The organism is Streptomyces sp. CWNU-52B (assembly GCF_047444975.1).
Classification (GTDB): domain Bacteria; phylum Actinomycetota; class Actinomycetes; order Streptomycetales; family Streptomycetaceae; genus Streptomyces.
The window spans coordinates 20,229-41,978 of record NZ_JBLFJV010000066.1 but is presented as its reverse complement, the minus strand read 5'-3'; the positions used below and the strand labels follow the sequence as shown (position 1 = coordinate 41,978).

Here is a 21,750-nt window from a genome sequence, read left to right as displayed (position 1 = left end):
GAACTGCGCACCCAGCCCCCACCGGCCCGCACCCGGCCCCCCACATCCGGCCCGCATATCCTGGCGGGAGAAGCAGTCGACCGTACGAGCGGGTGCGGCAGCAGGACCGTCGCGCCCGCCACCCCCTCCCCCGAGGAGCACCCCATGACCGCCCCCGCATCCGCCGCGCCCGCCGCCGCGTCCCGTATCGCCGTCGTCACCGGCGCGAGCAGCGGAATCGGTGCGGCGACGGCCCGGCAGCTGGCAGCCGCGGGCTACCGGGTGGTCCTCACCGCCCGCCGCAAGGACCGCATCGAGGCACTCGCGGAGGAGATCGCCGCGGCGGGCGGCCAGGCGACGGCGTACGCGCTGGACATCACCGACCGCGCGGCGGTCGACGAGTTCGCGACGGCCTTCAAGAAGATCGGCGTGCTGATCAACAACGCGGGCGGCGCACTCGGCGCCGACCCGGTCGCGACCGGCGACCCGGCGGAGTGGCGCCAGATGTACGAGACGAACGTCATCGGCACGCTCAACGTCACCCAGGCCCTCCTCCCCGCGCTCACCGCGTCCGGCGACGGCACGGTGGTCGTCGTCTCCTCGACCGCGGGCCACGGCACCTACGAGGGCGGCGCCGGTTACGTGGCCGCCAAGCACGGCGAGCACGTCCTCGCCGAGACCCTCCGCCTGGAGATCGTCGGCACACCGGTCAGGGTCATCGAGGTCGCCCCCGGCATGGTGCGGACCGACGAGTTCGCCCTGACCCGCTTCGGCGGCGACACCGAGAAGGCCGCGAAGGTCTACGCGGGGGTGGCCGAGCCGCTCACCGCGGAGGACGTCGCCGACACGATCACCTGGACGGTCACCCGCCCCTCACACGTCAACATCGACCTCCTGGTGGTACGCCCCCGGGCCCAGGCCTCCAACACGAAGGTCCACAGGGAGCTGTGATGCCGGACCCGGAACAGGAACGAGAGCAGGAACAACGCCGTCTGGCCCAGGAGACGAAGAACGAACGCTACGTCTGGTGGTACCTCGCGTACTTCCTCTTCGGCATCCACATCGTGGCGTTCGTGATGATCTACGCGGTGATGCACGCCAAGTAGGACAGCGGTGCCGGCACCGGCACCGGCACGACAGCGGACGTCACGCCCACCCACCCGACCGCCACCGCTCCCGCACGCCCCGGTAGTCGATCAGGAACACCCCTTCCTCCTCCAGGAGTTCACGGGCGCCGGCGGAGACAAGAAACTCATGGTCGGTCCGCCGAACCCGCCACCCCTCGGGGTCGACGACCCGCGACTCGGCGTCCCCGAGCCCCGGATGCACGGCCCACTCGCTCAGCCCGACGGGAAGTTCCCGCACCAGCCGCGCGTACCGCTCCGCCTTGCGGTCCAGCGGCAGCGAAAAGCTGTCGAGGAAGTCGTTGTCGACGACGGGCAGCCCCGCACCTTCCGCCGCCCGGCCTCTTCCACAGCAGCCTCGATCTGCGCCCGGAACTCCACCTCGACGTCCTCGACCCGGGCCCGCCCGACCAACTCACCCCGCCGATCGGGCGTGAACAGCTTCCCCGCCTCATCGAGCAGCGAGCCCACACCGCCACTCGGAGAAACCGGCTCCACAGCCCCAGCGACCCCGTTCTCCGTCGCCTCGACAACAGCGGAATTGGCCCCACGGGACATCCCGAAGTCATCGCAATTGACGATGAGGACATGGGATCGGCAGTGAAACGCAACAACTCGCTGGACGACAACGGCAGTTAAGCCACCCGGGCAATGCGAAGCCTCACTGCGCGACTCCGCTTTCGAATAGCTCACAAGGGTGAACCGGTTAGATCACCCATACGGGATCAGAACTACCGACCTAGGCTCACTTCACAACATCAAAAGGACGACCCTCGGCCGGGACCGACATCCCGACCAAGGGTCTGACCAACGAGGAAGGCCAACTTCCCCATGGCTGAACGTAAGCCTAACGCGCAGCAATTCACGCTGGATGACGCCCTTGACGTCGACACGACGGGGTTCATGAACCTCAAGAACCCCAACTACGCCTATATGTTCGGCTTCTTGCAGGCCGACGGGCACCTCGCCAAGGGGACGGGTCAAAAGGGGCGCTTGACCGTCGAGATCAACGTGCGGGACATTGAGGTCCTGCGCGAGTTCCAGCGGCTGACTCCGTACAACAGCAGCATCACCGAGCGCACGAGGTCCACCAACTTCGCCGAGTCCCACCACTCGGCCACCTGGACCCTGTGCGCTCTCGAAGCCAGAACCAAGCTCAACGAACTCGGCCTCCCGTACGGTCGCAAGTCGACGAAGATCGCCCCACCCCACGTCGAGCACTCAAGCCGCGACTACCTCCGAGGCATCATCGACGCCGATGGTTCGGTGGGCTACACGAGCAAGGGTTTCCCCTTCATCTCCCTCACGACGGCCAGCACCGCCATCGGCACCTATCTGTGCCAGTACGCGAACCAGGTCACAGGTGCCGAACGCCTCATCAAGCGCAACACTCGCGACGGCATCTACAACATCCTGTACCTGATGGAGACGGCTCAGGCTCTCAGCAAGCACCTGTACTACCCGGACTGCATCGCCTTGGACCGCAAACGGACAGCTGCCGACTCGCTGACATCGTGGACTCGCCCAGCCACCATGAGGGCGCCTTACGCCAAGCGTCGTTGGAATGAACACGAGGACCGGATCCTGCTGGAACACAGCAAAGCGACTTCGGCCGCCGAGGCACTCAACAGGACCGTCCAGAGCTGCGGTCTCCGCCTTTGGCGTCTACGCACCGGACAGGTGTCCAAGCCCCAGTAACCACTGATCAAGTGCCGGTCGGGCCCGTGCCAGTTCAGCTCGGGCCCGACGGGTATTCGGTCAACCCTTCACGCAGACAACCTGCTTCAGCTTCGCCACCACCTCGACCAGGTCCCGCTGCTGGTCGATGACCTGCTCGATCGGCTTGTACGCGGCCGGGATCTCGTCCACGACTCCGGAGTCCTTGCGGCACTCCACACCCCGCGTCTGCTCCTCCAGGTCCTTCGTCGAGTAGCGACGCTTGGCCGCGCTGCGGCTCATCCGCCGGCCCGCCCCGTGCGAAGCCGAGTTGAAGGCCTTCTCGTTGCCGAGACCCTTCACGATGTACGAGCCCGCGCCCATCGAACCCGGAATGATCCCGTACTCGCCGGAGCCCGCGCGAATGGCGCCCTTGCGGGTGACGAGCAGGTCCATTCCCTCGTACCGCTCCTCGCTCACGTAGTTGTGATGGCACGAGATCTCCGGCTCGAAGGTCACCTTCGCCTTCTTGAACTCGCGGCGAACTACTTCCTTCGAGATCGCCATCATGATCGTGCGGTTGTACCTCGCGTACTCCTGCGCCCAGAAGAGGTCGTGCCGGTACGCCGCCATCTGCGGTGTGTCCGCGACGAATACAGCGAGATCACGGTCGACCAGACCCTGGTTGTGCGGAAGCTTCTGAGCGATACCGATGTGGTGCTCGGCAAGTTCCTTACCGATGTTCCGGGAACCGGAGTGCAGCATGATCCAGACCGAGTTTTCCGAGTCGATACAAAATTCCCAGAAATGATTCCCTTGGCCAAGGGTTCCCATTTGCTTAGCCGCCCGCCCCTGACGGAACCTCACCGCTTCGGCAACCCCGTCGAACCGCCCCCAAAAGCCGTCCCACCCCCCGGTCGCAAGTCCATGGAACCGTCCCGGATCGACCGGGCTGTCATGCATCCCCCGGCCCACCGGAATCGCCTCCTCCACCTTCGAGCGCAGGCGGGAGAGGTCTCCCGGCAGGTCGTTGGCCGTCAGGGACGTCCTGACCGCGGACATGCCGCAGCCGATGTCCACCCCGACCGCCGCCGGACACACCGCACCCCGCATCGCGATGACCGACCCGACCGTCGCGCCCTTGCCGTAGTGCACGTCCGGCATGACGGCCAGGCCCTTGATCCAGGGCAGTGTGGCGACGTTACGCAGCTGCTGCATCGCGCCGTCGTCCACCGCCGCCGGGTCCGCCCACATCCGGATCGGAACCTTCGCCCCCGGCATCTCCACGTACGACATATCGTCCTCATTCCCCCGTAAACCCAATGGAAGCCGCACATCGAAAAACCGGCGCCAAGGCCAACGTTTGGGACAACGGACCGGCATCCACGGCAGTGCGTGCGATACACATTGTCTCCAGGCCCCACCCCCGTGCGGCAACCGAATAACCACAGGACACGCTGGTCGCGAGCACAGCCGAGCGACCCGTCGAGAGGAGCCCACCGTGCAGCGGAAGGCCTACGTACCCGGCGTCGCCGCCCTCCTCGCGGCGCTGATGGCCGGCTGCACCGGTGGATCGCCGGACGGCGACGGCACGGACGACGCGAAGCCCGGCAGCACCGCGACCACGGCCACAGCGGCGCAGCCCGGCAAGTACCGCACGCTCCCGGAGCCCTGCGGCGCGGTGTCGCAGAGCACCCTGGACTCGCTGCTGCCGGGCATCAAGCAGCTGACGGACGAGGAGCGGCGCGAGAAGGCGTACGAGGGCACGGCGACGGTCACGTACGACACGGACCGGAAGGTCGGCTGCCGCTGGAAGGCCGAGTCGACGACCGCGACGGACCATCTGCTGGTGGATTTCGAGCGGGTGGTCTCGTACGACAACGCGGTGAGCGACGACGACCGCGCGACGGAGATCTACGCGAAGAAGGAGGCGGCGGCGGACCTCCCGGCACCGGTCGCGTCGGCCTCCGAACCGCCCGAGGAATCAGCCGGATCCGGCGAGACCGACGAATCCGGGTCGCCGGATCCGAGCGGCGCGACCGACTCGGCCGACCCGACCGGCTCCCCCGATTCTTCGGGATCGTCCGGATCGTCCAAGTCGTCGCCCTCCTCCCCCGCCGGCTCGGACGAGCCCGGTTCGGACGGGTCCGGCGCCTCGGGCTCCACACCGACCGCCCTCCAGCCCCGCACCCTCGACGACCTCGGCAACACCGCGTTCCTCGACGACGCGCTGAACTACTCGAAGCAGCGCACGGTGACTGTGGTGTTCCGCACGTCCAACGTGGTCGTGACGATCCAGTACGACGAGCAGCCGGCCACCACGACGGACGTCCCGAGCAGCGAGGAGATGCAGGACAGGGCGCGGAAACTGGCGGGTCAGCTCGCCGGGACGCTCAACGATTAGGGGCGTTCGGCGAGGGTTTCGGCCTCGGCGGAACGTGAGCCGCACTTGTCCCGTTCGGCGTACGGTGACTCCTCGGACCCGACAGAGTCACGACCGAGTCACGGTCACGACCGAGTCACGACCGAGTGCGGCCGGCGGGAGAGCGCGCCCCGTCCGCACGTACACCCGAGCGTCTTGAGTGAAGGAACCATGCACCGATCCGTACAGCGACACCGTCAGCGACTCACCCGCATCCTTGTCGGGGCGGCCGCCGTTCCGGTGATGCTCGTCGCCTCCGGCTGCTCCTCGGACTCCGGCGACGGCTCCGGCGACGACGCGAAGAAGGACTCCGGCGCCTCGGCGTCGCCCTCCGCCACGGAGGCGGGCACGGTGGTGAAGGAGGCGACGTACGCGAAGCTTCCCGAGCCGTGCGAGGTGTTCTCCTCGAAGACCTTGAAGGAGCTGGTGCCCGAGGGCGCCAAGTCCGGCAAGGAGGGCAAGTCGGACAACACCTCGACGCGCGGCAACTGCTCCTGGGACAGCCTGGACAACAAGGGTGTGAAGGGCTCGCAGTTCCGCTGGCTGAACGTGTCGCTGCTGCGTTTCGAGTCGGACCAGACCCGCGGCACGGGCGAGAAGCTGGCCGCGGAGTACTACACGAAGCACGCCGAGGACGCGCGCTCGGTGGAGGACGCCAAGAACGCCGAGTCGAAGCCGGTCTCCGGCACGGGCGACGAGGCGACGCTGGTGACGTACGACCTGAAGAAGAAGGAAGGCACCTTCAGGCAGCAGACGCTCGTGACCCGCGTCGAGAACGTCGTCATGACGATCGACTACAACGGCGCGGGCCTGGCGGGTGACGACTCCCCGAAGGCCGCCGACCTGTCGAAGGCGGCGCAGAAGGCCGCGAAGGAGGCCGTCGAGTCGGTCGTGGCCGCGAACGACGGCGGTGGCGACGGAGCCGGCGGTGACGGAGCCGGCTCGGGCGCCGAGGCGACCCCGAGCAAGAGCGCGGGCAAGAGCACGGGCAAGGGCACGGACGACAAGAACGCGAGTGCGAGCGCCGGTGCGAGCGACAGCGCCGACGCGGCCTCCGGCAAGGGGTCGAGCCTCGGCAAGGGGGCCGACGACAGTGCGAGCCCCAGCGAGTCCGCCGCGAAGGACTGACGCGAGGCCCGATTTCAGGCGGCGGCGTCCAGTCCCGCCGCCCCGCCACTCGCAGCCCCACCAGGACATTTGGTCGAGCCCGGCCCCGACGGAGGCAGGGCTCGACCCGTACCGGGCATCCGCACCCCGTACACATGTGCCACTCTGTTGCGCGCAACACGTCGTAATGGAAGGGGAGTACGGGTGACCGCGCCTATGCAGCTCACGAAGACGCACCGGATCCTCATCGGGGTCGTCGTCTTCGGAGCGGTCGTCATCGCCGCCATCGGCTTCGCCGGTTCCTACGCGGCGGTGCGCGAACTCGCCCTCCAGAAGGGCTTCGGGAACTTCAGCTACGTCTTCCCGATCGGCATCGACGCGGGTATATGCGTCCTGCTCTCGCTCGACCTGCTCCTCACCTGGATCAGGATCCCCTTTCCGCTGCTGCGGCAGACGGCATGGCTGCTGACGGTCGCGACCATCGCGTTCAACGGCGCGGCGGCCTGGCCGGACCCGCTGGGCGTGGGGATGCACGCGGTCATCCCGGTCCTGTTCGTGGTCTCCGTGGAGGCGGCCAGACACGCGATCGGCCGGATCGCGGACATCACGGCCGACAAGCACATGGAGGGCGTGCGGCTCACCCGCTGGCTGCTCTCCCCGCTCCCCACGTTCCTGCTGTGGCGCCGGATGAAGCTGTGGGAGCTGCGCTCCTACGAGCAGGTCATCAAGCTGGAGCAGGAGCGCCTCGTCTATCAGGCGCGGCTGCGCTCCCGCTTCGGCCGGGCCTGGCGCCGCAAGGCCCCGGTGGAGTCCCTGATGCCGCTGCGGCTGGCCCGTTACGGCGTGCCGCTGGCGGAGACGGCCCCCTCGGGCCTGGCGGCGGCGGGCATCGAGCCTGCGCTGCTGCCTCCGGCGCCGCAGCCCGCCCTGGAGCCGGCCGACGCGACGGCGGGTGCTCGCACCACCGGCGAGACCGCGCCCGCCGCCGTGCGGAACGACGCGGCACCCGCCCGGGACGCCCGGGGCCAACACCCCGCCCTCGACGGCGACGAGTTCCCCGAGCCGCCGGACCACGCGGACGCCGAGCCGCAGAATCCGTGGCTCCACGCCCGGGACCCGCAGGCCGTCGCCTACCAGGGCGGCTACGACCCGACGTACGACCCGGAGGCCGCGTACGACCAGTGGTACGGGGAGCAGCAGCAGGCCGAACAGTTCGAGGAGCAGCAGCACTTCGAGCAGCGCCGGCGCTTCCAGGACCAGCGGCGGTTCGAGCAGGAGGGCTTCCCTCAGCAGTACGAGGAGGAGCCGTCGGCCCCCGCCGCCCCGGAGCCCTCTCCCGAGCCTTCTCCCGAGCCGTCTCCCGAGGACACCGGCACCTTCCCGATCCCGGCGGGTCCCGGCCGTACGCGTGAGATGGGCGCGGGCGGCGGCACCGAGCCGTCCGAGGACGACTACTACCTCATATTCAAGAAGTCGATAGACGGCAGCTACCCGACCTCGGGCCAGTTCAGGGGTGACGTGGAGGCCACGTACGGCACCACGCTCCCGCAGCGCGAGGCCGACCGGATGGTCAACCGCTTCACCAACCGCCACACGGCGGAACTCCAGGAAGACCACATCGCGTAGAACTCGGCGCGTGTACCGCCGTACGTGGAGGAGGGGCGCCCGGAGATCTCCGGGCGCCCCTCCTCCACGTACACGCGGGGTGCCGCCTACTACTCCCCGAGCAGCCTCCGCACCCTCTCCTGCCCCACGGCGAGGAGCAGGGTGGGCAGGCGCGGGCCGGTGTCGCGGCCCACGAGGAGGTGGTAGAGCAGCGCGAAGAACGTGCGCTGGGCGACCTTGATCTCGGCCGGGAGTTCCTTGGGTCCCGCGTCGGCGGAGAAGCCGGCCTGGACCTTCGGCACGCCGTACACGAGGTGGGTGAGGCCGTCCAGCGACCAGTGCGCTTCGAGGCCGTCGAGCAGCAGCCGCAGGGAGGCGCGGCCCTGGTCGTCGAGGGACTTGAGCAGCTCGGCGTCGGCCTCGCCCCGGACGACGGTGCGCTGGTCGGCGGGGACCTGGGTGTTGATCCAGGCCTCCGCCCTGTCCAGGCGCGGCCGGACCTCGTCGAGCGAGGTGATCGGGTCGGCGGGGTCGAGTTCGCTGAGGATGCGCAGGGTCTGGTCCTCGGCGCCCGCGGTGATGTCGGCGACGGAGGCAAGGGTGCGGTAGGCCATCGGGCGGGGGGTGCGCGGGAGTTCGCCCGCGGCGGTGCCGACGGCGCGTGCGTAGGCGGCGACGTCCCCCGGCAGGGCCGAGCCGTCGGCGACCTTGGCCGCCAGCTTGTCCCACTCGTCGTAGAGCCGCTGGATCTCCTGGTCGAAGGCGATCTTGAACGACTGGTTGGGCCTGCGGCGGGCGTAGAGCCAGCGCAGGAGCTGCGGCTCCATGATCTTCAGCGCGTCGCCCGGGGTGGGCACTCCGCCCTTGCTGGACGACATCTTGGCCATCCCGGAGATGCCCACGAAGGCGTACATGGGCCCGATGGGCTGCTTGCCGCCGAAGATGCTCCCGACGATCTGTCCGCCGACCTGGAAACTCGACCCGGGGGACGAGTGGTCGACCCCGCTCGGCTCGAAGACGACGCCCTCGTACGCCCAGCGCATCGGCCAGTCGACCTTCCAGACCAGCTTGCCGCGGTTGAACTCGCTGAGCCGGACGGTCTCCGAGAAGGCGCACTCGGTACAGGTGTAAGTCAGCTCGGTGGTGTCGTCGTCGTAGGCCGTGACGGTGGTGAGGTCCTTGCCGCAGTCCCCGCAGTAGGGCTTGTACGGGAAGTACCCGGCGGATCCGGTGCCGTCGTCCTCGGCGGCCGCGCCGGACCCCTCGGCGGCTTCGAGCTCGGCCTCGTCGAGGGGCTTCTGCGACTGCTGCTTCTTGGCGGGGGCCTTCTTGGTGCGGTACTGGTCGAGGATCGCGTCGATGTCACCGCGGTGCTTCATCGCGTGCAGGACCTGCTCGCGGTAGACGCCCGAGGTGTACTGCTCGCTCTGGCTGATCCCGTCGAACTCGACGCCCAGCTCGGCGAGGGCGTCGACCATGGCGGCCTTGAAGTGCTCGGCCCAGTTGGGGTACGGGGAGCCCTTCGGGGCGGGTACAGCGGTCAGGGGGCGGCCGATGTGCTCGGCCCAGGACGCGTCGGTGCCGGGGACGCCGTTGGGCACCTTGCGGTAGCGGTCGTAGTCGTCCCAGGAGATCAGGTGCCGGACCTGGTGGCCGCGGCGGCGGATCTCGTCGGCGACGAGGTGGGGGGTCATGACCTCGCGGAGGTTGCCGAGGTGGATGGGGCCGGAGGGGGACAGTCCGGACGCGACGACGACGGGTTTGCCGGGGGCTCGACGCTCCGACTCCTCGATGACCTCATCCGCGAAACGGGAGACCCAGTCGGTGGTCTCGGTGCTCTGAGCCACGATCGGCACGTCCTTCTTTCCTCAGGGGGTGTCAGATGCCGGCGGTACGGTTAGCACGGCTGACGCCCCCATTCTCCCAGCTCCCCCCGCATCCACGAAAACGCCTTTCCTCACCGCCGGGGAGGGGAAGGGCGAGGGCACAGCCCCGCCCCCAAGGGGCGCGAGGAACTGCGCACCCAGCCCCCACCGAACCCGCACCCGCCAAACGGACCCAGGAGGCGAGGGCGAAGCCCCGCCCCCAAGGGGCGCGAGGAACTGCGCACTCAGCCCCCACCGAACCCGCACCCGACAGGACGCCCCCGCCTGGGGCGAAATTCGCTTTACCCCCCGTGGGATACTGGCCGCACCCACCCGTACCCACGAGGAGAACGGCTCCCACCCCATGGCCCCGGTCACGTCCCTCACCGCCCACGTCCACCACCTCCTGGCGGACGCCCTCACGGCAGCCCTGCCGGAGACCACGGACGCGGACCCGCTGCTGCGACGCAGCGACAGGGCTGACTTCCAGGCCAACGGAATCCTCGCCCTGGCGAAGAAGGCGAAGGCCAACCCCAGGGAGCTCGCGACCCAGGTCGTCGACCGGGTCGTCAAGGGTGATCTGATCGAGGACATCGAGGTCTCAGGACCCGGCTTCCTGAACATCACGATCACGGACCGGGCCATCGTCGAGACCCTCGCGGCCCGTGCCACGGACCCCGCGGACCGCCTCGGCGTGCCGTCGGCCGCCCACCCGGGCACCACGGTCATCGACTACGCCCAGCCGAACGTGGCGAAGGAGATGCACGTAGGCCACCTCCGCTCCGCGGTGATCGGCGACGCGGTCGTGCGGATCCTGGAGTTCGTCGGCGAGAGCGTCGTCAGGCGGCACCACATCGGCGACTGGGGAACCCAGTTCGGCATGCTCATCCAGTACCTGGACGAGCACCCGCACGAACTGGACCGCAAGTCCCCCACCGACGTCGACACCGACGCCGACACCACCACCGCCGCCGCGGAGACCGCCGCGGAGACCGGCGAGGAGGCGATGTCGAACCTCAACCGCCTCTACAAGGCGGCGCGCACACACTTCGACTCCGACGAGGAGTTCAAGACGCGGGCCCGCCGCAGGGTGGTCGACCTCCAGGCGGGCGACCCGCACACCCTCGCCACCTGGCAGCGGTTCGTGGACGAGTCGAAGGTCTACTTCTTCTCGGTCTTCGAGAAGCTGGACATGGAGATCCGGGACGCGGACATCGTCGGCGAGTCGGGTTACAACGACATGCTGGACGAGACCTGCCGCCTCCTTGAGGAATCAGGCGTGGCGGTCCGCTCCGAGGGCGCCCTGTGCGTGTTCTTCGACGACGTGAAGGGGCCCGACGGCAACCCGGTCCCGCTGATCGTGAAGAAGTCGGACGGCGGCTACGGCTACGCGGCGACCGACCTCTCCGCGATCAGGAACCGCGTCTTCGACCTGAAGGCCGACACGCTCCTGTACGTGGTCGACGCGCGCCAGTCGCTGCACTTCAAGATGGTCTTCGAGACGGCGCGCAGGGCGGGCTGGCTGAACGAGGACACGAAGGCGCAGCAGTTGGCCTTCGGCACGGTCCTCGGCAAGGACGGCAAGCCGTTCAAGACGCGTGAGGGCGAGACGGTCCGGCTGGTGGACCTGCTCGACGAGGCGATCGACCGCGCCACGGCGGTGGTCCGCGAGAAGGCCGAGAAGGTGGGCCTGACCGAGGACGAGATCGTCGAGAACGGCCGGTTCGTCGGGGTCGGCGCCGTGAAGTACGCGGACCTGTCCACGTCCGCCGTGCGGGACTACAAGTTCGACCTGGACCAGATGGTGTCGCTGCACGGCGACACGAGCGTGTACCTCCAGTACGCGTACGCCCGTATCCAGTCGATCCTCCGCAAGGCCGGGGACTCGCGTCCGCTGGCCCACCCGGAGCTGGCGCTGGCTCCGGCGGAGCGTGCGCTGGGGCTGCACCTGGACCAGTTCGGCGAGCTGCTCCTGGACGTGGCCGCGGGGTACGAGCCGCACAAGCTGGCCTCGTACCTGTACCAGTTGGCGTCGCACCTGACGACGTTCTACGACCAGTGCCAGGTGCTGAGCGACGCGAACCCGAAGGAGGTCGTCGAGAACCGGCTGTTCCTCGTCGACCTGACGGCCCGCACGCTCCACCAGGGCATGGCGCTCCTCGGTATCAGGACGCCCGAGCGCCTCTGAGGGGCTGAAGGGGGCCGCGTGCCTACCTCCTCACCCCTCACGCCCTCCATGCCTATTCATCCGATCGGGTGAATAGGCATGGAGGGCGTACGCATCGGAGGCGTTCCCCGGACAGCGACGGAGGGACCTCTCGACCGGTGTCGACCGGTGTCGCGACGGACCTCGCGGCCGGCCGACGTGCCGCGTGGCACGGGTTCCGGGCCGCAGGACACCGTCGCGCATATGCCGGTGTCCTCTTCCGTCCCTCTGTCCTCTCCCGCCCCTCCGCCGATGTGACCGTCGATGCGAGCAGTGGCCAAAGGTTGAGATATCCGGGCGCTTCCCCGGATTATGCGATGCTGCGGGGCGCCGACCCCGACTCCGGGGACTCCAGAGCCCTGTTGGAACCGCACGCTGGGAGCGCAATGAGCACTGCACTGCCCTTCTCCATCACTCCGGCCGCCCGGAGGGTGTTCGCCAGTCATGCTGCCACTCGTTGAGACCGGCGAGGAGCTCGACGAGATCGTCCGGGACGAGGCCCTGCTGCGGCCGGCCGTCGCGGACCTGTGCGAGCACCTCGGACTGGTTCCCAAACCGATGGCCCGCTTCATCGAGGGCTCACTGCCGGTGTACTCGATCGGCGCCGCGCACGTACTGAAGCTGTTCCCCGCCTTCGAGAAGCTCGACGCCCGGCGCGAGGAACGGATGCTCACGCACGTGTACGGCAGACTGCCGATTCCGACACCGCAGTTGTACTCGGCGGGCGCGTACAAGAACGGCTGGTCGTACGTCCTGATGTCCCGGCTGCCCGGCGAGTCCCTCGCGGAGGCGTGGCCGCGGATCCCGCCGGCGGAGCAGGACCGTATCGTCACGGAGGCCGGTGAGACGCTCGCCGCGATGCACGCGCTGAGTCCGGCGCCGCTCACGGGCCTCGCCGGTCCCGCCGACTGGAGCCTGTTCGTCGACGCGCAGCGCGCGAACGCGATGGACCAGCAGCGCGAGGTCGGACTGGCTCCGCAGTGGCTCGAACAGATTCCGTGGTTCCTCAGCTCGGTGCCCCTGCCCGCTCCGGCCCGACGGGTGCTGCTGCACACCGAGTTCATGCGCCAGCATCTGACCGTGGAGCCGGACGGCTGGCAGCTGACGGGCCTGTTCGACTTCGAGCCCGCGATGATCGGCGACCCGGCCTACGACTTCGTGGGCGTCGGCCTGTTCGTCGCGTGCGGGCAGCCCCGGCTGCTGAAACGCTTCTACGAGGCCTACGGGCGCCCGCCGTTCGACCCGCACACGCTCATGGCGTACACGCTGCTGCACGTCTACAGCAATCTGCCCTGGTATCTGAGCCTGCTGCCCAAGCCGCCCGAGCCGACGCTCGACTCGCTCGCGCAGACCTGGTTCGGCACCGACTGACGGACCCTCGACGGGCACCGGGGCGCCGGTCGGCCGGGGCCTGAGCCGTTGTCAGTGGCTGGCTCTAAAGTCTCGTGCATGGCGACACTTCCGAACCAGCTGCCGACGCTCGCGGCCGACCCGGCCGGCCGTTCGCTCGGTCTCGACCTCCCGCCCGGTGCCCTGCTCGACACGACGGTCGACGGCCCCAGGGGCGAACCGCTGCTGTGGCGCGCCGACGCTCGGGCGGCACCGGGCGACTGGCTGCGGCTGGCCTCCGCGCGCCGCACGGCGGGTCTGTACCCGGTCCTGGTCGGCGGCCGTGCGGACGGCGAACCCCACCCGGACAAGTGGGAGTTGGACCCGGACCTCGCGTCCTATCCGGGCGACCACGACGCCGACGAGGTGCTCGCGGAGCTCTGGGAGGAGCGCGCGGCCGAGCCGCAGGACGCCGACTGGCCCGGCCTCGCCCCGGCGTGCCCGCCGGACACCGACCCCGACACCCGGGCCGCCGAGGTGACGGACGCCCTCGCCGGTACGGCGAGCCGGCTGGTCGAGCCGCGGTCGGCGCTCGTCCCGGCCCGCCGCAGCGCGGACATCCCGGCCGCCGTCGGCTGGTGCGGGCCGGCCAACCACACGGACGACGTGGGGCAGTTGTGCGCGGTCCTGCGTTCCTGGGAGGACCGCTTCGGCATCCGGGTCGTGGCGCTCACCTACGACCAGTTGTTCGTCTCCGTGGCGGCCCCGCCCCGGACCCTCGCCGAGGCCGAGGCGATAGCCGCCGAGCACTACGCGTTCTGCCCGGACAACGTCACCCGGAGCGGCCACGCCTCCCTGCGGGCGTACGCCGAGCACGAGGTGCTCGGCGCCCACTCCTGGTGCTTCCGGTGGGACTGACGGGGCTGACCGGGCTGACCGGGCTGACGGCGGACGGGCTCACCGGTCAGGGCGTCGCCCAGACCCGCCGCGGCCGCGCCCTCAGCGCTTGCGGCCCGTGACCGCGTACACGTTGATGTCCGCGTCCGTCGCGTCGTTGATGTCCAGGTAGCGGACCTTCTCGATGTCGTCGAGGGTCTCCAGGTAGCTCGCCTCCACCTGCTCGGGCGGGGGCGCCGCGTCGTCCGGGCGCCAGTGGTGGGCGGGGACCACACCGGGCTCGTCGATCTCCAGCCCGTTCTCGGTGAGGAACCGCTCGACCTCCGCCCTCGTCCGCAGCACGAAGGTGAAACCGCGCTCGGTGTAGGTCCGCTGGACGGCGCGGACGTTCTCGGGGTTGAGGTCCTCGGTGAGATGGCTGAGCACCAGCCGGCTCCCCGGGGGCAGCGCGTCGATCAGCTCGCGGACGATCGGGTAGGCCCGCTCGTCCTCGACGAAGTGCAGGATCGCCACGAGCGCGAGGGCTATCGGCTGTCCGAAGTCCAGGGTCTTCGCGGCGGCTTCGAGGATCTGGCCCGGGTTCTCCAGGTCCGCGTCGATGTAGTCGGTGCGCCCCTGGGGCCCGCTGGTGAGCAGGGCGCGCGCGTGCGCGAGGACCACCGGGTCGTTGTCGACGTACACGACACGGGAGTCGGGGGCGATGCGCTGGGCGATCTGGTGCACGTTCTCCTGGGTGGGCAGCCCGGTGCCGATGTCCAGGTACTGCCGGATGCCCTCTTCGCCGGTCAGCCTGTTCACGGCCCGGCGCAGGAAGTCGCGGTTGTGCCGGACGTCGAGGTAGCCGCGCGGGTTGGCGGCGAGCGCGGCGGCCGCGGCGGCCCGGTCCACCGGGTAGTTGTCCTTGCCCCCGAGGAAGACGTCGTAGACCCGGGCCGGGTGTGCCTTGGTGGTGTCGATCCTCCTTCTCAGCTCGGCGGGGTCCTGGCTGAGAGCGTCACCGGGCATAAGGCCTCTCCCTGGGGAGTCGCGTCGAAACGTCACATAGGTCAACGGGCAACAACCTAACTCCCAGAGGGAGTTGATAGTGCCCCGAACCGGTACGCGCCCAGAACCGGGGTGCGCTCAGCCGGGGACGTCCGGCTCGTACTCGTTGCGTCCCCATTCGGAGTCCCCGAGCGGGTAGGTGTACGCGGGCCGCCCCGCGTTCCCGCTCGTCCGGAAGGCCTTGCCGTTGTCGTTGATGCGTACGGTGCCCTCCTTGCCGCCGCTCGACCAGTCCAGTTCCAGGTACCAGCTCACGTTGTGCGCGCGGGCGTCCGCGTAGACGTAGAAGACCTCGGGGTCGGACTCGCTCACCTTGTACGGGAAGTCGCGCTGTCCGGACTTGGGCGCGGCCTGGGGCCGCCCGTCGTCGAGGTTCACACCGAACGACTTGGTCTGTACGCCACCACCGCACCCGACCCCCATCGCGAAGTCGTTCCACGCGAGTGGCGCGCTCTTCTCCACCACCCGCACGTGCAGTGCCTTCAGGACGACGGTGGCCTTCCCGGTGCCCTGGACGGTCAGCGCGAGGATCTGCTTCCCGCCGGGGACACCGCCGAGCGCGGTGACCCACCCGCGCGCGTCGGGCTCACTGGCCGGCGGGGGCACGTACTGGGGCTTCTCGTCGACCAGGTAGTGCTGGCTGCACGGGTCCTCCCACTTGTACGGATTGACGGCGACGGTGGGCGCGCTCGCGCCGTCCGCTGCTCCGGCGTCCGGCGCCGCGGCGGCTCCGTCGCCGCTCCGGGAGGCGGAGGGGGAGGCGGATGCCTTGGGACTGGCGGAATCCGAGGCGGACGGTGTGGCCGACTTGCCCTTCGCGCCGGTGGACTCACCGGCCCCCGGCCGGTCGCCGGCGGATTCCTCGGCGCCCACGGACTGCTCGTGGCCCGCGTCGTCGTCACCGCTCGGCACGAGATTCACGACGAGCGCCACCGACACGACGGCGGCGGCCACGGCGGCACCGGCGAGAACGGCGGTACGCCGCCGCCGCGCGGCCGGCCCGGACGGCGGCTCCGAGGAGACCAGGACGTCAGCGGAGTCCAGCGGCTCCCCCGAGCCGACCGACCCCGGCCCCGCCCCCTCAGGGACGGACGGCGCCCCCGCCTCATTCCCGGCACCGGCACCGGCAGTCTCCGTCCCAGACCCGGGTCCGGACCCCGTCTCCGCCCCTGTCCCCGTCCCCGTCCCCGTGTCCGTCTCCGTCGGCTTCTGCCCCCGACGGGCGTCCGCGAGGACCCACCGCCGGTGCAGCTCCACCAGTTCCTCGGACGTCGCCCTGCACGCCCGAGCGAACCGCTCCACCGGCGCGTAGTCGGCCGGCACGGCATCCCCGTTGACGTACCGGTGAAGCGTGGACGCACTCGTGTGGAGCCGTTTCGCGAGCACGCCGTAACTGAGCCCGGATCGTTCCTTCAGCTGCCCCAACAGCTCCGTGAACTCGTCCCGCGCCACCGATTCCGCCTCTCTCCACGTCCCGGATCCGTATTCCAGGGGTATGCCATTCGACCAGGTCAGAGCCGTTGCAACCGTTCCAGCGTCCCGGAAAGCCCGGCAGGTGTGGCGGCCGGGACGGATCGCCCCACAAGCTTGGGCCATCCAAGCACGCCGCCCCCGGTACCCGGTCGAGCGGCCCGTGCCACCACCCGTACCGCATCAGGGGGATCACTCATGTCCGCACGCACCGCACGCACCGCTCGCACCACCCGCACTCGCCTGCTCGCCGCCGCCGCGCTCGCCGCCGCCACGTTGTCACTGACGGCCTGCAACAACGGAGAGGGAGTGCGCGACGAGGGGGCGTCGGCCGGCACCTCCTCCGAGTCGCCCGCCGCCAAGGGGGACGAGGCGCCCGCGGGCAAGGAGAAGACCGGCACCAAGGCACCGGTGTCCGAGGAGGACCAGGGCACGTCGGGTTCGAGCGGTTCCTCGGGCTCGTCCGGCTCCTCCGGCTCCTCGGGCTCCTCCGGCTCGGGCTCCTCCGGTTCCTCCGGCTCGGGCGGCTCGGACGACTCGGATTCCGGCCTCGCCGCCTGCTCCAGCGTCCGTACGACCGCCACCGAGGTCAACCGCCCCCTCAACCACCTCCTCCTCACCGTGACCAACACCGGCTCGAAGAACTGCGGCCTGGCCTACTACCCGGTGGTCCGTCTCGGCGAGGCCCAGTCGGTGCCGCCGGTCATCGAGAGCTCCCAGCCGCAGGCGGTCGTCACCCTGGCCCCGGGCGAGTCCGGTTACGCGAGCGTGGTCCTCTCGGCGGCGGACGGCAGCGGCTCCAACGGCTACACGGCCAAGACGCTGTCGATCCACCTCAACAAGGAATCGACGAAGTCCATCACGCCGACGTTCCCCGCCAAGGACGGTCTGCACGTGGACGACTCGGTCAAGGTCTCGTACTGGCAGCAGTCGATGGACGACGCGCTCGCCTGGTGACGACGGCGCCCACCTCTCGCCCACTCCCTCCCGGACCTTCCCCCGTTCCCCGTCCCCCCTCTCGGGCCCTCCCCCTCCTCCCTCCCCCTCGGGCCCTCCCGTCCGGCCCTCAGGGACACCAGTGCGCGGGCGTCTTCGCCGGCAGACGACCGCAGAAGGCCTGCTGGACGGGCAGGCCGTCGCGGTCCACGCGCTGGATCGAGATGAGCTTGTCCACCGGGGTGTGCCCGCCCACCCCGCCGCCGAAGTCGATGACACCGCTCTCCCCGTCGAGCACGTACTCACCGTGGACGGTGCCCAGCGCGTGCCACACGGCGTGGGCGGTGAGTTCCATACCGCGGGCCTTGTCCTGAAGGTGCGAGATCGCCGCGAGGTACACGCTCACCGCGTCGAAGGCGAGGGCCGCGTGTCCGTTCAGATAGGTGGTCGCGGCCGGCGAGCACTCCTCCTGGAACAGCTCCTTCATCGTGCTGTAGAGGTTGCCGGAGCCGTCGCAGGACGCGGAGTTCGGAGTGAAGTCGAGGAACTCGTACGTCAGGCGGTGGAAGCGGGAGCGCCGGGCCGGGTCGGCGCCCAGCCGGGCCACGTCGTCACCGCCGAGGATGAAGGGCTCCGACGAGCCGCACGTGCGGTCGACGGCGGCGAGGATCTCCTCGAAGTCCTCGGAGCGCCCCGCGAAGAACACCATCCGCTCCTTGTCGCCGCAGATGTCCTGCCCCGCGGAGTTCGGGCCTGGGGTGCCGGGGAAGGCACCGTCCGGGGACTCGGGTGCGTACTTCTTCGGCGTCACCTCGAACCCCGTCTCCCCGAAGGCCCTCCGGACGTCCTCCCACAGGGTCCGGCTGTACGCGTCGGTCCGGTCGGCCGAGTACAGGACCAGCACCTCGCGCCTCTTCACCGTCCCGTTCTTGACGAGCTGGTCGGCGTACGCGGCGGCGACCTCGGCCTCCCGCTCGTTCTGCGGGGAGACCTGGTGGTATAGCGGTGAGTGGTCGTCGAGGGTGTCGGCGGACGGGGTCGTGGCGACCATGGGCAGTCCGGCCCGGGTCAGCGCCTCGATCGTGTCCACCGTGGCCTGCCGGCTCTCGTCGAGCCCGGTGACGCCGACGATGGTCGGATCGCCCTCCTTCAGCCTCCGCAGCAGGCCGGCGACCTTCTCGCCGTACCGCATGGCGGATCCGGCGTTGGCGGGCAGGATCCGCAGCGCCGGGTCCCTGTCGCCCTGCCCGTCGAGCTGGCGCCGCTGGGCGCTCGCCACGCCCTGGAGCTGCTCACGGGCGTACGAGACGGCCTTGGGCGAAGGGGTCTCGGGGCTGCTGAGCATGGCCGAGACATGGACGAGGGTGACCAGGGGCCGGTCCCCGTAGGTGCGGTGGATCTCCTCCGCCTCCCGGTTCTGCTCGTCGATGACCCGGAGGGTGTCGGTCAGTTTCCGGTCCCGGGCGCCGAAGGCGAAGCCGTGCGAGGCGACCCCGACGCACTCCTGTGTCTCCTTCTGCCAGGTCACGTTCGCCGCGTCGGCGTGGGAGCGCGCCAGCCCGCAGTGCGCCTCCTTCCACCGGCCGTCCCGCTCGACCATCGCCCCGACGCTCCCGACGACCAGCGTGAGGGCGAGCGCGACCACGCCGGTCGTGGCGGTCCGTCCCGCCCAGACCGGCGGCCGCCGGACGGTGAACCGCCGCGCCGCGGACGTGCTCTCGCTCTGCGCCGCGAGGTCGGGATGCCCGGCCGGCAGCGGCCCGGGTACCCGTACGGGCAGGTACCAGAAGCCGGCGCCCCGGCTACGGCCCGCGCTGCGCAGCCGCTCGCACCAGGCCTCGTACGGGGTCAGCTCCTCCATGAGGCTCCGTACCCGCGCGCCTTCCTGGCCGTACTCCTCCTCCGAGCAGGTCGTGACGATCAGCAGCGGGTCGAAGGCGCCGGTCTCCCTGCGGACCTCCACGAACGAACGCACCAGCGCTCGCCCGTGGTTGCCGTCGCTGACGCCCTTGAGGACGGCCACGCAGTAGGCCGTACGCCGGGCGGCCCGCCGGCGCCAGGGCCGCCGCCGGTAGGCGACCCGCAGGTCCTCCAGGAAGGCGTTGATCATCAGCTTGACGACCTGCTCGGGGTCCTCGCGCCCCCACCGGGGCTGGGTGAGGCGCACCGCGAACCCGGTGAAGGTCCCCGGATCGCCGGGCGACATGTACGGCTGCCGCAACAGCCAGCGGTACTCGCCGCCCAGCACCCGCCAGGCCCTGAACCACATCAGCGGCAGCACGTACAGCCCGAAGACGTACGCCCACCAGGGCACCTTGCCCTGGAGGGCCACCTCGGTGCCGGGGGCGCGCAGGAAGCCGAAGACCGGCCTGCGCCGGAACTCGCGCTCCCGCAGGCGGCTCAGCATGTCCTGGTCGTGCCGTGAGTCCGGTTCCTCGTCCGTGCAGGTCATCTCCAGCAGCCAGTTGACGAGCCCGAACCGCCGGAACCGTACGCGGCCGTCGTCCCCGCCGCGCGCGGAGGAACAGGTGTGCGCCAGCTGGACGAGGACCCTGCGGCACAGCTCGGTCCGCTGCCATTCCGGGGCGAGGTCGGCCCGGTCGTGGACGAGTTCGTCCCACCGCTCGTCCATGACGACGACCTCGTGCGACACGCGCCGCGGCTGGGTCTCGGCGAACGCCCGCCGAATCTGCTCGACCAGCCGGTCCTGGTGGTCACCGACCAGACACAGCACGGGAATTCCGTCCCGGTGCGTCACCTCACGGGGCAACTCGCCCTTGCCGGGGCGGCGGACCAACTTGTTCAGCAGAGAGAAGAGCCTGTCGGCGTGCGCGAAGACGGGTTCCATGGGACCCCCGGTGCGGTGCTCAGATCGTGGTGACCAGCAACGCTACTCTCCGTGAGACCCAACACGCCCACAGTCACCCATTGTTGCAACCGCGCGCCCCCGCCTCACCTCCCCCTGCGCCCTCAACGCAGCTTCTGCGCCACCTCGGTGGCCCAGTAGGTGAGGATGTTCCGCGCCCCGGCCCGCCGGATCCCGGTGAGGGTCTCCAGAATCGCCTTGTCGCGGTCGATCCAGCCCTTCTCCGCGGCGGCCTCGATCATCGAGTACTCGCCGGAGATCTGGTACGCGGCGACCGGCACGTCCACCGCGTCGGCGACCCGCGCCAGGATGTCGAGGTAGGGCCCGGCGGGCTTCACCATGACCATGTCGGCGCCCTCTTCGAGGTCGAGCGCCAGCTCCCGCATCGACTCGCGCGCGTTCGCGGGATCCTGCTGGTAGGTCTTGCGATCGCCCTTCAGCGAGGAGCCGACGGCTTCCCGGAACGGCCCGTAGAAGGCGGAGGAGTACTTGGCGGTGTAGGCGAGCACCGCCACGTCCTCGCGCCCGATCTGGTCCAGGGCGTCCCGTACGACACCGACCTGGCCGTCCATCATCCCGCTGGGCCCCACGACGTGGGCGCCCGCGTCGGCCTGCACCTGGGCCATCTCGGCGTACCGCTCCAGGGTCGCGTCGTTGTCGACCCGCCCTTCCGCGTCCAGCACCCCGCAGTGCCCGTGGTCGACGGTCTCGTCGAGACAGAGATCGGACATGACCAACAGCTCGTCCCCGACCTCACTGCGCACATCACGCAGCGCGACCTGCAGAATCCCGTCGGGATCGGTCCCGGGGGTCCCCACGGCGTCCTTCTTCGACTCCTCCGGCACCCCGAAGAGCATGATCCCGGAGATCCCGGCCGCCACCGCCTCGGCGGCGGCCTTCTTCAGGCTGTCCCGCGTGTGCTGTACGACACCGGGCATGGCCTCGATGGGCACGGGCTCCGAGACGCCTTCCCGCACGAAGGCCGGGAGGATGAAGTCGGCGGGGTGCAGCCGGGTCTCGGCCACCATGCGCCGCATGACAGGCGTGGTCCGCAGCCGCCGGGGCCGGCTGCCGGGAAAGGATGCGTACTTCGTCATCCCACCAAGCTACGCCCGCCCCATCGATGCCTTTGCCGACGCGGAGTCGGCCCTGGACGGCACGACGGCCCCTGGACGGCACGACAAAGGCGAGAAGAAAACTCTCTCCTCGCCACTCTCAAGGTATAGCGCGCCAGGGGGCTTGCG

General features: G+C 70.0%; 17 protein-coding genes. 10 read left to right on the top strand and 7 right to left on the bottom strand.

From position 1 onward, the window contains the following. The first annotated feature begins 144 nt into the window (after positions 1–144). Positions 145–930 (top strand): SDR family NAD(P)-dependent oxidoreductase, encoded by a 786-nt coding sequence (locus ACLVWQ_RS39735; RefSeq protein ID WP_414114197.1) that lies wholly within the window; start codon positions 145–147, stop codon positions 928–930. Continuing rightward, the gene (locus ACLVWQ_RS39730; RefSeq protein WP_414114327.1) at positions 930–1,085 is read left to right on the top strand and encodes a hypothetical protein; all 156 of its coding nucleotides are present in this window, start codon (positions 930–932) and stop codon (positions 1,083–1,085) included. Before ACLVWQ_RS39735 ends, ACLVWQ_RS39730 begins: the two co-directional genes overlap by 1 nt. A 40-nt stretch (positions 1,086–1,125) precedes the next feature. Here ACLVWQ_RS39730 and ACLVWQ_RS39725 read toward each other — a convergent pair whose 3' ends face one another. Then, positions 1,126–1,344 (bottom strand): hypothetical protein, encoded by a 219-nt coding sequence (locus ACLVWQ_RS39725; RefSeq protein WP_414114196.1) that lies wholly within the window; start codon positions 1,342–1,344, stop codon positions 1,126–1,128. A 590-nt stretch (positions 1,345–1,934) separates the two neighbouring features. Here ACLVWQ_RS39725 and ACLVWQ_RS39720 point away from each other — a divergent pair. After that, the gene (locus ACLVWQ_RS39720; RefSeq protein WP_414114195.1) at positions 1,935–2,801 is read left to right on the top strand and encodes a hypothetical protein; all 867 of its coding nucleotides are present in this window, start codon (positions 1,935–1,937) and stop codon (positions 2,799–2,801) included. A 60-nt stretch (positions 2,802–2,861) separates the two neighbouring features. On the opposite strand, the gene ACLVWQ_RS39715 is transcribed toward ACLVWQ_RS39720, so the two are convergent. Next, entirely contained in the window at positions 2,862–4,055 is a 1,194-nt protein-coding gene (locus ACLVWQ_RS39715; RefSeq protein ID WP_414114194.1) for an RtcB family protein, read from the bottom strand. Positions 4,056–4,260: 205 nt separating this feature from the next. Here ACLVWQ_RS39715 and ACLVWQ_RS39710 point away from each other — a divergent pair, with 205 nt between their 5' ends. From ACLVWQ_RS39710 to ACLVWQ_RS39700, 3 genes are all read left to right on the top strand, one after another. Further along, positions 4,261–5,163: a DUF3558 domain-containing protein gene (locus ACLVWQ_RS39710; protein ID WP_414114193.1), complete on the top strand. Its 903-nt coding sequence runs from the start codon at positions 4,261–4,263 to the stop codon at positions 5,161–5,163. A gap of 189 nt (positions 5,164–5,352) precedes the next feature. Further along, complete coding sequence (locus ACLVWQ_RS39705) at positions 5,353–6,309, top strand: DUF3558 family protein (protein WP_414114192.1); 957 nt, start codon at positions 5,353–5,355, stop codon at positions 6,307–6,309. Positions 6,310–6,504: 195 nt separating this feature from the next. Beyond that, complete coding sequence (locus ACLVWQ_RS39700; protein WP_414114314.1) at positions 6,505–7,914, top strand: DUF2637 domain-containing protein; 1,410 nt, start codon at positions 6,505–6,507, stop codon at positions 7,912–7,914. Positions 7,915–8,003: 89 nt separating this feature from the next. Here ACLVWQ_RS39700 and lysS read toward each other — a convergent pair whose 3' ends face one another. Continuing rightward, a complete protein-coding gene (lysS, locus tag ACLVWQ_RS39695) occupies positions 8,004–9,749 on the bottom strand; it encodes a lysine--tRNA ligase (protein WP_414114191.1) in 1,746 nt (581 codons plus the stop codon). 373 nt (positions 9,750–10,122) lie between these two features. Between lysS and argS the strand changes: the two genes are divergently transcribed. The 3 genes from argS to ACLVWQ_RS39680 all read left to right on the top strand — a co-directional run bounded on the left by argS (position 10,123) and on the right by ACLVWQ_RS39680 (position 14,211). After that, positions 10,123–11,946, top strand: a complete 1,824-nt coding sequence (gene argS / locus ACLVWQ_RS39690; protein ID WP_414114190.1) for an arginine--tRNA ligase — start codon at positions 10,123–10,125, stop codon at positions 11,944–11,946. A 462-nt stretch (positions 11,947–12,408) separates the two neighbouring features. Continuing rightward, the gene (locus tag ACLVWQ_RS39685; protein ID WP_414114189.1) at positions 12,409–13,335 is read left to right on the top strand and encodes a phosphotransferase family protein; all 927 of its coding nucleotides are present in this window, start codon (positions 12,409–12,411) and stop codon (positions 13,333–13,335) included. Between the two features lie 78 nt (positions 13,336–13,413). Continuing rightward, positions 13,414–14,211 carry a DUF4253 domain-containing protein gene (locus ACLVWQ_RS39680; protein ID WP_414114188.1) on the top strand — a complete coding sequence of 266 codons (798 nt, stop codon included), beginning with the start codon at positions 13,414–13,416 and terminating at the stop codon, positions 14,209–14,211. A gap of 81 nt (positions 14,212–14,292) precedes the next feature. On the opposite strand, the gene ACLVWQ_RS39675 is transcribed toward ACLVWQ_RS39680, so the two are convergent. Together ACLVWQ_RS39675 and ACLVWQ_RS39670 are read right to left on the bottom strand one after the other, a co-directional pair. Beyond that, complete coding sequence (locus ACLVWQ_RS39675) at positions 14,293–15,195, bottom strand: SAM-dependent methyltransferase (RefSeq protein WP_414114187.1); 903 nt, start codon at positions 15,193–15,195, stop codon at positions 14,293–14,295. Between the two features lie 117 nt (positions 15,196–15,312). Further along, entirely contained in the window at positions 15,313–16,686 is a 1,374-nt protein-coding gene (locus tag ACLVWQ_RS39670) for a helix-turn-helix domain-containing protein (protein WP_414114186.1), read from the bottom strand. Between the two features lie 216 nt (positions 16,687–16,902). Here ACLVWQ_RS39670 and ACLVWQ_RS39665 point away from each other — a divergent pair, with 216 nt between their 5' ends. Further along, complete coding sequence (locus tag ACLVWQ_RS39665) at positions 16,903–17,661, top strand: DUF4232 domain-containing protein (RefSeq protein ID WP_414114185.1); 759 nt, start codon at positions 16,903–16,905, stop codon at positions 17,659–17,661. 109 nt (positions 17,662–17,770) lie between these two features. Here ACLVWQ_RS39665 and ACLVWQ_RS39660 read toward each other — a convergent pair whose 3' ends face one another. Both ACLVWQ_RS39660 and hemB read right to left on the bottom strand, forming a co-directional pair. Then, a complete protein-coding gene (locus ACLVWQ_RS39660) occupies positions 17,771–20,488 on the bottom strand; it encodes an ABC transporter substrate-binding protein (RefSeq protein ID WP_414114184.1) in 2,718 nt (905 codons plus the stop codon). Between the two features lie 122 nt (positions 20,489–20,610). Next, positions 20,611–21,603, bottom strand: a complete 993-nt coding sequence (hemB, locus tag ACLVWQ_RS39655) for a porphobilinogen synthase (RefSeq protein WP_414114183.1) — start codon at positions 21,601–21,603, stop codon at positions 20,611–20,613. Positions 21,604–21,750 lie beyond the last annotated feature (147 nt).

Bases quoted from the DNA above. Each gene is read 5' to 3' on its own strand.
- ACLVWQ_RS39735 (WP_414114197.1), top strand. From the start codon at position 145: ATGACCGCCCCCGCATCCGCCGCGCCCGCCGCCGCGTCCCGTATCGCC.
- ACLVWQ_RS39730 (WP_414114327.1), top strand. From the start codon at position 930: ATGCCGGACCCGGAACAGGAACGAGAGCAGGAACAACGCCGTCTGGCC.
- ACLVWQ_RS39720 (WP_414114195.1), top strand. From the start codon at position 1,935: ATGGCTGAACGTAAGCCTAACGCGCAGCAATTCACGCTGGATGACGCC.
- ACLVWQ_RS39715 (WP_414114194.1), bottom strand. From the start codon at position 4,055: ATGTCGTACGTGGAGATGCCGGGGGCGAAGGTTCCGATCCGGATGTGG.
- ACLVWQ_RS39705 (WP_414114192.1), top strand. From the start codon at position 5,353: ATGCACCGATCCGTACAGCGACACCGTCAGCGACTCACCCGCATCCTT.
- ACLVWQ_RS39700 (WP_414114314.1), top strand. From the start codon at position 6,505: ATGCAGCTCACGAAGACGCACCGGATCCTCATCGGGGTCGTCGTCTTC.
- argS (WP_414114190.1), top strand. From the start codon at position 10,123: ATGGCCCCGGTCACGTCCCTCACCGCCCACGTCCACCACCTCCTGGCG.
- ACLVWQ_RS39685 (WP_414114189.1), top strand. From the start codon at position 12,409: ATGCTGCCACTCGTTGAGACCGGCGAGGAGCTCGACGAGATCGTCCGG.
- ACLVWQ_RS39680 (WP_414114188.1), top strand. From the start codon at position 13,414: ATGGCGACACTTCCGAACCAGCTGCCGACGCTCGCGGCCGACCCGGCC.
- ACLVWQ_RS39675 (WP_414114187.1), bottom strand. From the start codon at position 15,195: ATGCCCGGTGACGCTCTCAGCCAGGACCCCGCCGAGCTGAGAAGGAGG.
- ACLVWQ_RS39665 (WP_414114185.1), top strand. From the start codon at position 16,903: ATGTCCGCACGCACCGCACGCACCGCTCGCACCACCCGCACTCGCCTG.
- ACLVWQ_RS39660 (WP_414114184.1), bottom strand. From the start codon at position 20,488: ATGGAACCCGTCTTCGCGCACGCCGACAGGCTCTTCTCTCTGCTGAAC.
- hemB (WP_414114183.1), bottom strand. From the start codon at position 21,603: ATGACGAAGTACGCATCCTTTCCCGGCAGCCGGCCCCGGCGGCTGCGG.